This window comes from Salinispira sp. (assembly GCF_059431795.1).
Genome location: NZ_JBXWXS010000007.1, coordinates 22,643 through 38,067, shown reverse-complemented (window position 1 = coordinate 38,067; position 15,425 = coordinate 22,643). Strand labels below are relative to the sequence as shown.

Here is a 15,425-nt window from a genome sequence, read left to right as displayed (position 1 = left end):
TATTCAAACTCATGTATTCTTATACACTAATCTCTTTAGTTGATTTTGTCAAGGGGATGTATCATGAAGAGCGGATGAACATGCTCAATATGCGACAAATGGCACTTCCCGAAGCACGGGAGGGCTGTTACGATCTCAGTCCGCCGGATAGCACAGCCCCTCCCATGTACCTCTCTTCCTCTGCGCTGGGCAGTGCTGGACGGTCGGGCAGTCAGGGAAGCGGGCAACGATGCCGTATACTCTCCCGACTGAGTCTAACCGGGGCTCCCGGGGAACCACCGTCAGAACTCTCTCCCTCGCTGCTTGTATCCGTGAAACAGGTTCACAGCATGAGCATTCTCATAATCCGCAAGCTTCCTTCAGATTATCCGGACTCTCCGGGGAGAGTACGAATATCCGAAGTTTCCGCCCATTGGGAGGACGCATCGTTCAAACCCGACGGCGAACAGCTGCTGGCAGAGATGGATGAGAATATGTTTACCCATGAGCTGGAACGTGGACTGCCCCTACTTCAGGACATGGAAGCCGACGGCATCCTCACCAACCTGGATGAAATTACTCCGGGGGTTACGGTTGCGGACTGCATGCCTCTATTTCTTCAAACCGGAGCTTGGCGGGGACTTCTGCACTCAGGCTGGGCGGGCACAGGAATACTGCGCAGGGCCCTGGAATTCTTTGCTCATATCCGGGAACAGGCTCCGGGGGTTGTTATGGGACCCTGCATAGCTGTGGAAAGCTATGAAGTGGATGAGGCCCGGGCGGATCTCTTCGCCCGGCGTCATGGAGCGAATGCGGTGCGCGGCAGGCATCTGGATTTGCGGAAGGCAAATCTGGGCATATTGGAGAATGCTTCCCGGGACGGCCTTTTCCGTCTGGAATCTCAGATCATAGTCCGTGACAGTTGCACAGCACAGCATTCTGGTTTATTTTCTTACAGGCGGATGGGTCCCGAATCCTATGGTCTGATGCTTGCGGTCTTTCCACCTCACAGAACTTCACTCCCCGTCTGCAGTGGCGAAGCGTATTACCGGCTCACCAGAAGCGGAATCCGGAGCAACTGAATTTCCGACGGCCCGGGATGCCGGAGCATCCATGACGGCTGATCAGCTACATGAAAGGTACAGCTATGAAAGAATTGAAAAATGAATTGGCACACAAACTTCTTCTTGCATTGCAGGATTTCTCCCGGGAAAAGAACCTGGAGCTTTCTCTATTTATTGATGATATTATGATCGAAACACCCCCCAAGCCGGAACTGGGCGATGTGGCGTTTCCCATGTTCCCTTTTGCAAAGCTACTACGGATGGGCCCTCCACAGATTGCCTCGGCGATTGTTTCCCGGCTGCAGGAGGCAGGGGTGGATGCAGAACAGGCCGGTCCCTACGTGAATGCACGGTTGAACCGCAGCGACGCCGCCTCCCGCACCATCTCCAGCATTCTCGCCCATGGGGAGAACTACGGATCCAACGATAATTATCACGGTGAAAAGGTGATGATTGAGTTTTCTTCCCCCAACACCAACAAGCCGCTTCATTTAGGACATCTGAGAAACAATGCCCTGGGAGAGTCGGTTGCCAGAATCCTGAAAGCAAACGGTGCTCAGGTGCGAAAAGTGAACCTTGTGAACGACCGGGGGGTGCATATCTGCAAATCCATGCTCGCCTACAAAGAGCTGGGTGAAGGGGACAGCCCGGAAAAACAGGAGGTGAAATCCGACCACTTTGTGGGGGATTACTATGTGAAGTACAATCAGATGGCCGCCAAAGACCCGGATGCGGAAAAGCGAGCCCAGGCCATGCTCAATGCCTGGGAAGACGGGGATGGGGAAACGGTGGATCTGTGGAAAACTATGAACTCCTGGGCACTTGACGGACTGAAGGAAACCTATGAGCGTACCGGTATTCACTTTGACGACATTTATTATGAGAGCAACACCTACAAGCTGGGCAGGGAACATGTTCTCCGCGGACTTGAAAACGGAGTATTCTTCCGGGATGAAGAGGGCACTGTCTGGATCGATCTTGAAGATATCAAACTGGATAAGAAGGTTCTTCTGAGAAAAGACGGTACCAGCCTCTATATGACCCAGGATATCGGTACCGCCGTGAGCAGACACGGGGACTGGCCTTTTGAGCGTCTCATTTACGTGGTGGCATATGAACAGAACTACCACTTCCGGGTGCTGTTTCATATTCTTAAGAAGCTTGGTTTCGATTGGGCGGATAAGCTTTATCATCTTTCCTACGGTATGGTGAATCTTCCGGACGGTAAGATGAAGAGCCGGGAAGGTACGGTTGTAGATGCGGACAAGCTCCTGGATGAATTGAGGGATCTGGCTCTTCAGGAAATGGCAGAGAAGGGCAGGGATACGGAAATTGACGATCCTCAGGCAGTGGCTGAGCAGGTTGCTCTGGGGGCCATCCACTATTACCTTCTTCAGGGAACACCTTCCAAAGATATGGTATTCAATCCCGCAGAATCTCTCTCCTTCAACGGGAATACCGGACCCTATCTCCAATATATGGGAGCCAGGATTTCCAGCATGTTTCGGAAGTACGGAAAGGATCTTCCATCTCCCGATTCTCTGGATTGGTCGCTGCTGAAGGAAGATGAGGAGTGGGAGTTAGTTAAGCTTCTGGCATCCTATCCTCAGGCGGTGGAAGCGGCGGGGAATGAGTATAATCCTGCACATATCGCTTCCCACCTGTACGAGCTGGGCAAGTCTTTCTCCCGCTTCTACCACGAGCATCCGGTGCTGAACTGCCCGGATACCGATCTCCGGGATCTGCGCCTGTATCTGGCCTGGGCCGTGAAACGGGTATTGGTTCACGGATTTCAGCTTATTAATATGCCGTTCCTTGAAAGCATGTAGGCTTCTCCCCATGGCGGGCCGGATCATGGACAGGGTATTCATCTTTATGCAAGCCGCCGGCATCCGGCGGTTTTTTTGCATTTTTATGCTTGCCCGATTTCACACTTCATGGTATTTCAGTACCATAGCAGCACATAAATTAGAGTTAAAATAATAATTAGAAATAAAAATGAGGAGCAGAAGGCTTTGCATACATATTTGTAGGCAAGACTACATTTATGTATGACGCTTTGGTTGAAAATGACGCTTTATATTGGAAGTTTTTGAATAAAATTGATTAACTTCCGCATAATTATGAAATATTTTCCCCTATCCCCCTTTACTTCTCCCCCGCAGCTTTACTAATATGCCGTAAACGCCGTTATGGCACAGAACTTGCATCTAAATAGATCACGGATTTTCGGCGGTTTGAGAGCGATTTTTTCCCACATTTATGTCGTTCATTTCCGTAGTATAAAGGAGCAGCATATGTCATTTAAACAACGTCCCAAGAAGCAGGGACTTTATGATCCTGCATTTGAACATGATGCCTGCGGTGTGGGCTTTATTGCCCACATTAAGGGTGAAGCCAGTCATTCAATAGTCAAAGACGCAGAAGAGATTCTTATCAGGATGACTCACCGGGGTGCGGTGGGCGCAGAAAAAAACACCGGGGATGGCGCCGGTATTCTCACATCCCTTCCCCATGAATTTCTCAGGAAAGCGGCGAAAAAAGATTTGCAGCTTGATTTACCCGCTCCCGGAACCTATGGCGCGGGAATTGTATTTTTTCCCCAGGATAATGAGCGCAGGAAGAAGTGTCTGGAAATTTTCCAACAGCAGACGGCGGAAGAACAACTTGAGCTGCTGGGCTGGAGGGAAGTTCCCACCAACAATACAATGATCGGCCCCAGCGCCCGGGAAAGCGAACCGATAATGAAGACCGCCTTCCTGAAAATGAAAGAAGGCAGCGAACCTTCTTCCAATGCCCAGGATGAACTGGAAAAGCGTCTGTATATCCTTCGCAAGCGGGTTACCAACAGCATCAGGGGAACCAGCGAACTGGATCCCGAAGATTTTTTCTACGTTTGCTCTCTCTCTTCCAGAGTGATGGTGTACAAGGGCATGCTCATGCCGGAGCAGCTGTTTCCCTATTTTCCCGATCTGGACAGCAAGGAATTTACGTCTCATCTTGCAATGGTCCATTCCCGGTTCTCCACCAACACCTTCCCCAGCTGGGACCGTGCTCAGCCCCTTCGCTACATGAGTCATAATGGTGAGATAAACACCCTCCGGGGAAATGTAAATAAAATGCGCAGCCGTGAAGGTACTCTCAAAAGCGAATTCTTCGGACCTAAACTCGCCTCCACCTTTCCGGTGAATGAACCCGATCTTTCCGACTCGGGAAATTTTGACAATGTACTCGAGCTGCTTATCATGGCCGGGCGGAAGCTGCCCGAAGCGGTGATGATGATGATTCCCGAGGCCTGGCAGAGAGATCCCCAAATGAACCCTGAAAAACGGGCCATGTACGAGTATTTTTCCAACATGATGGAACCTTGGGACGGGCCCGCTTCGGTGGTGTTCACCGACGGAACCTACATTGGGGCTACCCTGGACCGAAACGGACTGCGCCCCAGCAGGTACTATGTTACAGATGACGATCGGGTAATCATGGCCTCCGAGGTGGGGGTTCTGGATATTCCCGAGGATCACATTGTTGCCAAAGGCCGTCTTCAGCCCGGAAAAATGTTTCTGGTGAACTTCAATGAAGGGCGGATTATCGATGACAACGAGCTGAAACGCAGCTACAGCGGCGAACAACCCTACGGATCATGGCTGGAAGAGAAGCGGATCACCCTGGATGAGATTCCCGCACCTGCGGAGGTTTACGGTTTAGATGAAAGGAGCCTGCTACAGCGTCTCAAACTCAACGGGTTTACCTGGGAACATTTACGGGAAGTACTGAAGCCCATGGCGGAACTGGCCAAAGAACCTTTGGGAAGCATGGGAAACGATGCTCCCCTGGCGGTGCTTTCGGATAATCCCCGGATGCTCTACGATTATTTTAAGCAGCTGTTCGCCCAGGTTACCAATCCCCCCATCGACTCGGTGCGGGAATCGGTAATTATGAGTCTGAAAACGTACATCGGTCCGGAAGGAAACCTTCTGGAGCCCGGTGCGGATCATGCTCACCGGCTGATGCTTGAAGAGCCTGTGCTCACCAACGATCAGCTTGCGGCTCTGAAGCACATGGACCACCGGGGTTGGAGAAGTAAAACTCTGGATATCACCTACCCGGTGCGCAGCGGGAAAGAAGGGCTGACGGCTGCCCTTGAGCGGATCAGCAAGGAAGCCGAGCAGGCCATTGAAGAGGGCGCAAGTCTGGTGATTCTCTCCGACCGGAATGCAGGACGAAACAATATTCCCCTTCCCGCCCTGCTTGCAGTGGGGGCAATTCATCAGTATCTGGTTAGCGTCCATAAACGCACCCAAATCGGCCTGGTTCTTGAGTCCGCCGAACCCAGGGAGGTGCACCATTTCTGCACCCTCACAGGCTATGGAGCTGACGCGGTGAACCCCTATCTTGCATTTGAAGCGATGTGGAAAATGCAGGACGATGGTCAGCTTGATCCCGAATTGAGTCGGGAAAAACTGGCAGACGATTACCTGAGGGCCATAGAGTACGGCATGCAGAAGGTATTCGCAAAAATGGGAATCTCCACTCTGGAGTCCTACAAAGGGGCTCAGATTTTTGAAGCGGTGGGGCTTGCCTCAGAAGTTGTGGAACGCTGTTTCACCGGTACCGCAAGCAGAATTGAAGGGGCTGATTTTGAGCATATAGCCGAAGAATGTCAGCGCCGTCACAATATCGCCTACCCTGACGGGAATCCCACCATCGGAGAGGAATTTCTCAATCCAGGGGACTACTCGGTACGCCATGGCGGGGAAGGCCATATGTGGGATGCGGAATCCATCGCCAATCTTCAGATCGCCGTGCGAAACAACGATGTGAATTTTTACAAAGTTTTCTCGTCTCACCAGGATCAGCGAAGCAGAAAGCAGTACACCCTGAGAGGGCTGCTGCGCTTTAAGCAGGGGCTCCAATCAATTCCTGTTGAGGAAGTAGAGCCTGTAGAAAGCATTATGACCCGCTTCGCAAGCGGTGCCATGAGTTTCGGCTCTATCAGCCAGGAAGCCCATGAAACCCTGGCCATAGCCATGAACCGTGTGGGGGGGAAATCCAACACAGGTGAGGGAGGGGAGATGCCCGAGCGCTTCAAGCCTCTTGCCAACGGCGACAGCAAGCGTTCCGCCATTAAGCAGGTAGCCTCCGGTCGTTTCGGGGTTACCAACGAGTATCTCACCAATGCCGACGAAATTCAGATCAAGATGGCCCAGGGGGCCAAGCCCGGAGAGGGCGGAGAGCTTCCGGGACATAAGGTTTTCGAGGTGATCGCCAAAACCCGGCATACCACCAAGGGGGTGGGGCTGATTTCTCCGCCTCCCCATCATGATATCTATTCCATCGAAGACCTGGCCCAGCTGATCTTCGATCTGAAAAACTCAAACCCCAAGGCCAGGATCAGCGTGAAACTGGTATCCAAGGTCGGGGTGGGAACCATCGCAGCCGGGGTTGCAAAGGGTCATGCCGATCACATTCTCATATCAGGACATGACGGGGGTACCGGTGCAAGTCCCCTTACGGGTATTAAACATGCCGGTCTGCCCTGGGAACTTGGGCTGGCGGAGACCCACCAGACCCTGGTAATGAATGACCTGAGAAGCCGGGTTGTTATTCAGACCGACGGGCAGCTGAAAACCGGCCGGGATGTGGTGATAGCCGCAATTCTTGGTGCCGAAGAGTTCGGCTTTGCCACTTCCGCCCTCATTACCATGGGCTGCATCATGATGCGTAAGTGTCAGAAGAACACCTGTCCTGTGGGGGTGGCTACCCAGGATGAACGGCTGCGGAAAAAATTCACCGGGAAGCCGGAGCATGTTGTGAACTTTATGAAATTTATTGCCCAGGAAGCCCGTGAACTGATGGCCGAATTGGGTGTGCGCAGCATTAACGAGCTGATCGGCCGGGTGGATCTGGTGGAAGCCGACGATACGGTACGCAACTGGAAAAGTGAAGGAATCGATCTCAGTGCCTTATTAAATCCTCCAAAAAATGAGCTGGCACGCACCGGAACTATATGCTGTATTCCCCAGGATCACGGAATTGCCGACATTCTGGACCGCCGCCTCATCGAGCTGTCCCGTAAGGCTATCAGCATGAAGAAAAAGGTTGAACTTGAACTGGGTGTTAAAAATACCGACAGAGCGGTTGGAACCATGCTCAGCCATGAGATTGCCAAACGTTACGGCTTTGAAGGTCTGCCCGAGAACACTCTGGATATTAAACTCCGGGGGCATGCAGGACAGTCCTTCGGCGGTTGGTTAGCCGGAGGGGTGACCCTGGAGCTGGAAGGGGATGCCAACGACTATGTGGGCAAGGGATTGAGCGGTGGAACCATCTGTATATATCCGCCGAAACATTCCCGGTTCAAGGCTGAGGAAAATATCATAATTGGAAACGTTGCCTTCTACGGGGCAATTACCGGGAAGGCGTTTATCCGGGGGATGGCCGCTGAACGATTCTGTGTGCGGAACTCAGGAGCCAAAGTAGTAATCGAAGGTGTGGGAGACCACGGCTGCGAGTACATGACCGGCGGACGTGCGGTAATTCTGGGAGAAGCGGGACGAAACTTCGGTGCAGGCATGAGCGGCGGTATTGCCTATGTCTGGGATCAGGACGGCACATTCCGGGAAAATATCAACCCCGGCATGATCGACAGCTATGACCTGATTACCCAGGAAGCATGGGAGATCGAAGACGTGCGAACCCTCATAGAAGAGCATCTTGAGTGGACCGGATCAACCAGAGCCCAGGATATTCTGGACAACTGGGAGCAGGAGTTGAAGAAATTTGTAAAAGTGATCAGTCCTGCATATGCCAGGGTACTGGAATTGGAAAAAGAAGCAGACATGGAGGCAGTTCATGGGTAAGCCCACAGGATTCCTTGAAATAGAACGTAATAAAGTGAAGTGGAGGGACCCCAGTGTCCGTTCTCAGGATTTTCTCGAATTTGCCGTGGAGCATAATGACAAGGCCCGGCAGGAGCAGGGGGCTCGTTGTATGGACTGCGGTGTGCCTTTCTGCCAGACCGACTACGGCTGTCCGGTGCACAATCTCATTCCCGAGTGGAACGATCTGGTGTACCAGGGCCGCTGGAACGAAGCGTACTGGCGGCTCCGGCTTACCAACAACTTTCCGGAGTTTACCGGCCGGGTATGTCCCGCACCTTGTGAAACTGCCTGTGTCCTGGGCATTAATGAGCCTGCGGTAACTATTAAGGACAATGAAGCCGCCATCATAGACCGGGCCTGGGAATCAGGGCTGGTGCAGCCTCGACCCCCCCGCTATCGCAACGGGAAGACTGTTGCAGTGGTGGGCAGCGGCCCCGCCGGACTTGCAGCTGCCGATGAGCTGAATCAGGCAGGATATGCGGTCACCGTCTATGAGCGTGAAGACCGGGTGGGCGGACTGCTCATGTATGGAATTCCCAACATGAAGCTGGACAAAGCTCTGGTGGAAAAGCGCTGCAACCTCATGGCCGAGGAAGGAGTTGAGTTCCGTACCGGCGTGGATGTGGGTAAAAATATGAGCATGAAAGAACTCAGAGATTCCAACGATGCGGTGCTCCTTACCGTGGGGGCTACAAATCCCCGGGATCTGCCGGTACCAGGCCGGGAACTCAAGGGTGTGCACTTCGCCATGGAGTTCCTCACAGCCAATACCCGAAGTTATCTCAATTCCAAGCTCTCCGACGGTAAATACATCAATGCCAAGGGTAAGAAGGTGATCGTTATCGGCGGCGGCGACACGGGGAACGACTGTATCGGGACCAGTGTGCGCCACGGTGCAGCAAGCGTTATTAACTTTGAGCTGCTCAGCCGGCCGCCCAAGGAGCGGGATGCTTCAATGCCCTGGCCTACATATCCCCGGCTGGAAAAAAGCGATTACGGTCATCAGGAAGCCGAGGCGAAGTACGGCCGGGATCCTCGGGAGTACAATATCCTCACCAAAGAGTTCATCGGAGACGGGGACGGCAACCTCAAGGCTCTCAAGACCGTACGGGTTGAATGGAGCAAAAAACCCGGCGAACGGCCAACCTTCGCCGAGATACCCGGAAGCGAAGAGACCTGGGAGGCGGACTTGGTATTTCTGGCCCTTGGATTTCTGGGGCCTGAGCAGTACCTTGCGGAAAGCCTTGAGCTGGACACCGACCAGCGAAGCAACTACCGGGCGGAGTACGGGGAGTACGCCACTTCGGTTGATAATGTGTTCGCCGCCGGTGACGCCCGCCGGGGACAGAGTCTGATTGTCTGGGCAATTAACGAAGGAAGGGGCGCAGCCCGGGCCGTGGATCTGAAACTGAATGGCAGCAGTAATTTGCGGGGATGAAAACGGAAGAAGCTTGTAATATGCTCCATATTGTGAGGTGCAGCTGTTTTTACAATATGGAGCTGATATGAAAACTAAATTCATTCATAAATATATTTATTTATCATATTTCAAGAATGCTTGATGTTGTTTTAATGGTCTTTTTGGGCGGGAATAACGTCGATGTGGACGGTATTGGATCTGGGAGTGGTGAAAATCCACCGGCCTTTTTCTGACTGTTCTCTGTTTGAAGGATTGACAAGAAACTGAGATGGTCCAAGCTGAACTAGAAATTGATTTCGGGTTTTCGTATTTGTAATATCATACTCAAAAACAGAGTCCTGCTGTGCAGACTGCACCAACGATTCCCAGGCAGCTTCGCTCATTTGTCCGAATACCGAGGATATTTCCAGGGCAGTTTGTCTGTCATCGGAAGCGATGGCTTCAATCAGAGTCTGGGTATCGTTCTCCAGTTCTTGCAGAAGTTCCTGATTGTCACTGCATGAGCTGAGAAGTGTTAACAGGAATGCCGGAACGAGAAATAGCGTTTTCAAACAGCCTGAAAGTGTAGGTTTTTTATATATCATCAGAGTGATTCCTCCGGCATTTTCTTTTGAAGAGGGTGAATGGGCAGAAAAAATGGAAGGAGGAACCCTCCTTCCATTTTTTCATGCACTGTAACATCAGTTATATTTTATAACTGATCCGGTAATGCGGGCGGTTGCAGGGGCAACAATAGCGCCTGTGAAACCATTTATCAGCAGATCAACAACGGTTGCTGAATATTCAACAGTGACATTTACTGCTGCATCCCCGGAATATTTGCTGATTTCTCTTTGAATGGCATCATAGATTTTTTCATCTGTTCCTCCTTTTTTGATTAAGCTGAAACCGCATACATGCTACGGTTTCCAATGTTATCCTGGATATCTGTAGTGAAGTAGTACATTCGATACAAGGATTTTATCCATTCTTATAGGTTTTTCACAATCAGAAAGCAAAAATAGGTAATAAACGAAGAAACAGGAAGACAGTTTTATCCAGCCACACGAAACTCAATTATCGGGTGAATAATTCAGAAAAACGCTATGCATCGGTGCAGTTTTTTTATAATATGTGTGTTCATCGGATTCACTGCGGAAATTACACCCGGTATATCCCTTGACTTATATGACAGTATTTGCTAAATATTGTCACTATTGGATTTTTCAAACCACCGGTCTTGAAAACTCCTTGCAATGGATCTGAAATCATAAACAGTTGCTTTATATAAAATTATGATTTCTAAAATCCTGGTAATTTCAAAGCCACGGTTTGAAATTACGCAGAGTAAAATATTTAATTAAGGAACCATAATTATGTACGCAATGGTAGAAATCAAGGGCAAACAGTACAAAGCGGAAGAAGGCGCCCTGTTGAAAGTTGATAGACTCGCAGAAGAGGCCGGCAAAAAGGTGGAGTTCGATTCCGTACTTCTTGTTGGTTCTGATGACGATGTAAAAATCGGAGCCCCCTATGTGAAGGGTGCAAAAGTGGCCGCAGAAGTTGTTGAGCATGGAAAAGCCAAAAAAGTTGTGGTGTTTAAATACCGCAGAAGAAAAGACTCCATGACCAAGAACGGTCACCGTCAACAGTATTCGCTTCTGAAGGTTACCGGGCTTAAGGCCTGAGGAACCGGAGATATCCGGAAGGGTGAACGGTGAGCGTCGATGATCCGCTGCATTATTGAAGCAGACCACGGCATACTCCGTTCCCTTCGCTCCAGCGGTCACGGCGATATAGATAATCGTGATGCGAAGGTGAGTGTTGCCTGCGCTGCGGTAAGCACACTGCTGCGCACTGCAGGAGTGCTCCTGGAGACCAGTGAACAGGTAATAATCGAGCTGAAGACATTTCAGCCCGGTGAAATTGATGTGCGAATCAAGCATGTGGATGAGAAAGCCGAGCAATGGCTTCGGGGTCTCACGGATATGCTTATTCGCGGGCTTGAAGATGTACAGCGGGATTTTCCCGCCCAGGTGCAGCTTTCCCAGAGCCCCGATTAATTGAGAGAATAAGGGAGAAGACTATGGCACATAAAAAGGGTGGCGGTAGTACAAAAAACGGTCGCGATTCGGAAAGTAAACGCCTCGGAGTAAAGCGCTTCGGAGGTCAGCTGGTAAAAGCCGGTGAAATTCTTGTTCGTCAGAGAGGAACCAGAATTCATCCCGGTGAGAACGTAGGACGTGGAAAAGACGATACCCTCTTCGCAACGGCTCATGGAACCGTCGAGTTTCAGGACCGCCGTGGTAAAAAAGTGGTGAACATCAGCGAAGTTCAGTAAGCCTTCCGCACCAACGTCAACATCCGGTACTCAGATTGATTGGGTGCGCCCAATCACCTATCTGAACTGTATAAGCCCGTGCGCCACAGAGCAGCTGCGGGCTTTTTTTATATAATTTTCTTGTGAGATAACCATGAATTCGTTTGTAGATGAAATAAAAATCGGGGTTGCCAGCGGCAATGGCGGCCCTGGATCGGTCTCCTTCCGCCGGGAGAAGTATGTTCCCAAAGGCGGACCCGACGGAGGGGACGGCGGCCGGGGAGGGGATGTGATTTTCAGGGTTAAAGACAACCTGAAAACACTGACTCATCTGCGGCCAAATAAAACCTACCGGGCCCAGAACGGTCTGCACGGTGAAGGGCGGAAGAAACACGGGAAGGACGGTGAGGATCTGGTGGTTCTTGTTCCCCCGGGTACCCAGGTAAAGGATACCGAGACGGGTGAAATTCTGCTGGATCTGGTGGAGAATAACTCAGAGCATCGTTTTCTCGTGGGCGGAATCGGTGGGCAGGGAAACAGCAATTTTGCCACAAGCCGTAACCAGACTCCCCGCTTCGCTCAGCCGGGAATGCCCGGTGAAACCCGGAAGATCAAACTGGAATTATCTCTTATTGCAGATATCGGGTTTGTGGGCTACCCCAATGCGGGAAAAAGCAGTCTGCTGGGAGTTCTTACCTCCGCTCACCCCAAAGTGGGAGCATATCCTTTTACCACTAAAATACCCAATCTGGGGGTGCTTCGGGCTTTTAACAGAGATATTATTCTTGCGGATATTCCCGGTATTATTCAGGGAGCCAGTGAGGGTGCAGGCTTGGGGTACCGGTTTCTCAAACATATCAGCCGGACTGCCGCCCTGCTGTTTTTAGTAGATCTGAGTGACTACCAGGATCCGGTGGAAGTTTTTGAAAATCTGAAGCAGGAGTTGCACGCATACGAACCTGAGTTGCTCAAGCGTCCCCATTACATTCTGGCTACAAAAATGGATATCCCTGAAGCACAGGAACGTCTGGATGAGTTCCGTTCCAGGGTATCCGAGGAAGTGCTGCCGGTATCATCCGCCACCCGGGATGGAATTGATGAGCTCATAAAGAAGTTGTTCAGTCTCACGGTGGAAAAAAAGAAGGTAGAGCAGGCTGTGGATGTTCCGGATTATTATTCTTACGATCCTGAAGATGATTCAGACGCTGACAGCAACACTGAATCCCGGAATTCGGTTTCAGGCGGGAAGGATTAATTATAATGCGGGCAGCGGTTCTTGGAGGAAGCTTTGATCCTCCCCATCTCGGGCATGAGCATATTGCCGAATACGCTGCAAAGCGGTTGAAACTGAACCGTTTGTATCTGGTTCCCGCGTATCGCTCGCCGTTTAAGTCCGGTCATGGGGCAGAGGGACGCTGCCGCATGGAGATGCTCAAGATCAGTGCCAATTCCATTATGAGTCGTAATCCGGGTCTTGAGTTGCGGATACTCGATATTGAGCTCGAGCGGGGTGGCAGCAGCTACACGTATCAGACCCTGGAACAGATATCCAATGAACTATCCGTTGAAAATCATGACTACACAAACTCTGAACTCTACCTTATTATTGGGGAAGACAATCTGAAAACGTTCACCCTTTGGAAACAGTGGCGCCGTATACTTGAACTTGCAGAGTTGGCGGTACTTCCCCGGAATACCGGCAAGGGAGACATGCAGCTGCCGGTGGAGTTGGAACATATGAGGGCGTATATTCACTTGGTGAATGCCCCGTTTTTTCCCGCTGCATCCAGTTCTATACGGGAGAGGCTTGCCAGGGGTGATAATGCGGAATCGGCGCTGAATAAAGAGGTCTATGAATATATCAGAGAAAATTCTCTCTATACGTTATAGAAGAGTGCGCACGCGGCTTCTCACATTCATACGGGAGCAAAACAGCGTGGAGCGTTATGAACATATTCTTCGGGTAACTGCTACATGCAGGAAGCTGGCTCCAAAGTTTGACGTAAATCCTGCCCGGGCGGAAATTCTGGGGCTTGCCCACGACATGGTACGTGAATGGCCGGATGAGAAGTTTCTGCAACTGGTTCAGGAGCACGGGTATGTTCCCAATGCAATGGAGCGGGAAAAGCCCCTGCTTCTCCATGGCAGGTGTGCTGCAATTCTTATGAAACGGGATTTCGCTGTGCGCAATAGTTCCATGCTTCGGGCTCTTGAGGATCATACCCTGGGGCGCTGGGGGATGGATCTCACCGGTATTCTCCTGTTCGTCAGTGATTATCTGGAACCTGGGAGGAAGTACACAACCCGGGAGTTTAGGGATCAGGTAATGCGGCTCAGCCCCTGGGAAATGGTGTTGGCTGTGAATGAGCATGCAAAAGCTCGGGGGAAAAAAAAGAGCCCCCGCACCCATCAGCTGCATGTGTATGCAAGGAAGATGGCGGGACTCGAATTGCCCGGGAATCAACCAGCCGCCCTGCAGGCGGAAGGTTGAGGGTTCCACACTCTTTGGGGCATTATCAGATTATTATAAGTGGAGAAGAAGGTGCCGAAAAATCAGTCGAAAATTGATCCAGCAGTATTTGTTCTTCTGGGGATTGTGGCCGTCATCGGATTTATTACCGCCGTGGTGCTCCTCGGTGTGGAAAGCGATGATATCAGCAGCAGGATTGAGGAAAACCCCCAGTTACCCATGCTGATTCTGCTGTCCAACGAAGACCAGCTCATAACCACCCAATTACTGCTCATCGACAGCAATACCGGTAACCTGGCCGTATACGATATTCCACGGAAACTTGGGGCAATTATTCCCGCCTTGGGCAGGGTTGACCGCATTGATAATCTCTATGCTGAAATGGGAGCCAGGGAGGTGCGCAACACCCTGGAAGAGATTTTTGATCTGGACGTAGATTTCTATTTTGATATGGATCTGGATGATGTTGAGGTTCTGGTGGATACCATAGACGGGGTATCGGTGTTTATGCCCTCGCCAATTGAAGCTTTTATTGACGAACAGAGAATCCGGATTCCCGGCGGCAACGTGAAGTTGGACGGAGAGAAAATGCGTTCATACATCCGCTATGAAGGGGATGAGGAACGGGAATTGGAATGGATCAGCCGGAGGTGGACCTTCGTTCGGGAACTTCTGAGAAGTACCGCAGAATATCCGCTGCTCTACCGAAGTGATGAACTCATGACCCGGTATTACCGGCATATGCAGGCCAATTTTGACCGAAGTTCGGCCCGCAGTTTTCTGGAGCTGCTGAAGGAATTGAATCTTGATTCAATGATCACCCAACGTGTTCTGGGAAATGTCCGTCAGGTTCAGACAGGGGAGAACGCCCAAACGATCCTTTTTCCCCACTTCGAAGGTCAGTTGGTCCGGGAGTCTGTGAAACAGGTGACCCGCAGTCTGGGAGCTCCCGAAGCCGCCTACACCGCCGCTTTATCTATCAAGCTGGAAATTCTCAATGGTACGGATATAAACGGTTTGGCGGCCCGTACCCAGGATCTCTACGAGAACTTTGGGTTTGAGGTGTTGCGCATCGGGAATGCCGATAGAAATGATTATGAGGAAACGGTTATTATCGACCGAAGCGGGAACCTTCAGGGGGCCCAGAGAGTGGGAGAGGTTATCCGCAGTTCTAACGTCCGGGAGGGAAATCCTCTAGGGGAGAACGAAAATGTGGATGTTACAATAGTGTTAGGAAATGATTTTGACGGCTGGTACGTGAACTCATCCCAGGACGAATAGCCCTGAATCAAAATGGTACAAAAGGTGA

At 51.1% G+C, this 15,425-nt stretch carries 12 protein-coding genes; 11 read left to right on the top strand and 1 reads right to left on the bottom strand.

The window, feature by feature from the left end:
* From AC52PS_RS03020 to AC52PS_RS03005, 4 genes are all read left to right on the top strand, one after another.
* Positions 1–1,061, top strand: a 1,061-nt coding sequence (locus AC52PS_RS03020; RefSeq protein ID WP_495561553.1) for a purine nucleoside phosphorylase YfiH/LACC1 family protein, incomplete at its 5' end; no start/stop codon positions are given.
* A 65-nt stretch (positions 1,062–1,126) separates the two neighbouring features.
* Positions 1,127–2,872: an arginine--tRNA ligase gene (argS, locus tag AC52PS_RS03015; RefSeq protein WP_495561552.1), complete on the top strand. Its 1,746-nt coding sequence runs from the start codon at positions 1,127–1,129 to the stop codon at positions 2,870–2,872.
* Between the two features lie 468 nt (positions 2,873–3,340).
* Complete coding sequence (gene gltB / locus AC52PS_RS03010; protein WP_495561551.1) at positions 3,341–7,906, top strand: glutamate synthase large subunit; 4,566 nt, start codon at positions 3,341–3,343, stop codon at positions 7,904–7,906.
* Positions 7,899–9,365 carry a glutamate synthase subunit beta gene (locus AC52PS_RS03005; protein WP_495561550.1) on the top strand — a complete coding sequence of 489 codons (1,467 nt, stop codon included), beginning with the start codon at positions 7,899–7,901 and terminating at the stop codon, positions 9,363–9,365. The genes gltB and AC52PS_RS03005 overlap by 8 nt, the downstream gene beginning before the upstream one ends.
* 131 nt (positions 9,366–9,496) lie before the next feature.
* Here the strand turns inward: AC52PS_RS03005 and AC52PS_RS03000 are convergent, their stop codons facing one another.
* Positions 9,497–9,898 carry a hypothetical protein gene (locus AC52PS_RS03000; RefSeq protein ID WP_495561549.1) on the bottom strand — a complete coding sequence of 134 codons (402 nt, stop codon included), beginning with the start codon at positions 9,896–9,898 and terminating at the stop codon, positions 9,497–9,499.
* An 804-nt stretch (positions 9,899–10,702) separates the two neighbouring features.
* Here AC52PS_RS03000 and rplU point away from each other — a divergent pair.
* From rplU to AC52PS_RS02965, 7 genes are all read left to right on the top strand, one after another.
* Positions 10,703–11,014, top strand: a complete 312-nt coding sequence (gene rplU / locus AC52PS_RS02995) for a 50S ribosomal protein L21 (protein WP_495561548.1) — start codon at positions 10,703–10,705, stop codon at positions 11,012–11,014.
* Between the two features lie 39 nt (positions 11,015–11,053).
* The gene (locus tag AC52PS_RS02990) at positions 11,054–11,389 is read left to right on the top strand and encodes a ribosomal-processing cysteine protease Prp (protein WP_495561547.1); all 336 of its coding nucleotides are present in this window, start codon (positions 11,054–11,056) and stop codon (positions 11,387–11,389) included.
* A gap of 23 nt (positions 11,390–11,412) precedes the next feature.
* Complete coding sequence (rpmA, locus tag AC52PS_RS02985; protein ID WP_495561546.1) at positions 11,413–11,667, top strand: 50S ribosomal protein L27; 255 nt, start codon at positions 11,413–11,415, stop codon at positions 11,665–11,667.
* A gap of 133 nt (positions 11,668–11,800) precedes the next feature.
* Positions 11,801–12,901 (top strand): GTPase ObgE, encoded by a 1,101-nt coding sequence (obgE, locus tag AC52PS_RS02980; protein WP_495561545.1) that lies wholly within the window; start codon positions 11,801–11,803, stop codon positions 12,899–12,901.
* Positions 12,902–12,906: 5 nt separating this feature from the next.
* The gene (nadD, locus tag AC52PS_RS02975) at positions 12,907–13,536 is read left to right on the top strand and encodes a nicotinate (nicotinamide) nucleotide adenylyltransferase (RefSeq protein ID WP_495561544.1); all 630 of its coding nucleotides are present in this window, start codon (positions 12,907–12,909) and stop codon (positions 13,534–13,536) included.
* On the top strand, positions 13,499–14,137 hold the full coding sequence (gene yqeK, locus AC52PS_RS02970) for a bis(5'-nucleosyl)-tetraphosphatase (symmetrical) YqeK (protein ID WP_495561543.1): 639 nt from the start codon (positions 13,499–13,501) through the stop codon (positions 14,135–14,137). The genes nadD and yqeK overlap by 38 nt, the downstream gene beginning before the upstream one ends.
* 51 nt (positions 14,138–14,188) lie before the next feature.
* A complete protein-coding gene (locus AC52PS_RS02965) occupies positions 14,189–15,397 on the top strand; it encodes an LCP family protein (RefSeq protein ID WP_495561542.1) in 1,209 nt (402 codons plus the stop codon).
* The last annotated feature ends 28 nt before the right edge of the window (positions 15,398–15,425 follow it).

Bases quoted from the DNA above. Each gene is read 5' to 3' on its own strand.
- rplU (WP_495561548.1), top strand. From the start codon at position 10,703: ATGTACGCAATGGTAGAAATCAAGGGCAAACAGTACAAAGCGGAAGAA.
- nadD (WP_495561544.1), top strand. From the start codon at position 12,907: ATGCGGGCAGCGGTTCTTGGAGGAAGCTTTGATCCTCCCCATCTCGGG.
- AC52PS_RS02990 (WP_495561547.1), top strand. From the start codon at position 11,054: ATGATCCGCTGCATTATTGAAGCAGACCACGGCATACTCCGTTCCCTT.
- argS (WP_495561552.1), top strand. From the start codon at position 1,127: ATGAAAGAATTGAAAAATGAATTGGCACACAAACTTCTTCTTGCATTG.
- rpmA (WP_495561546.1), top strand. From the start codon at position 11,413: ATGGCACATAAAAAGGGTGGCGGTAGTACAAAAAACGGTCGCGATTCG.
- yqeK (WP_495561543.1), top strand. From the start codon at position 13,499: ATGAATATATCAGAGAAAATTCTCTCTATACGTTATAGAAGAGTGCGC.
- gltB (WP_495561551.1), top strand. From the start codon at position 3,341: ATGTCATTTAAACAACGTCCCAAGAAGCAGGGACTTTATGATCCTGCA.
- AC52PS_RS03005 (WP_495561550.1), top strand. From the start codon at position 7,899: ATGGGTAAGCCCACAGGATTCCTTGAAATAGAACGTAATAAAGTGAAG.
- obgE (WP_495561545.1), top strand. From the start codon at position 11,801: ATGAATTCGTTTGTAGATGAAATAAAAATCGGGGTTGCCAGCGGCAAT.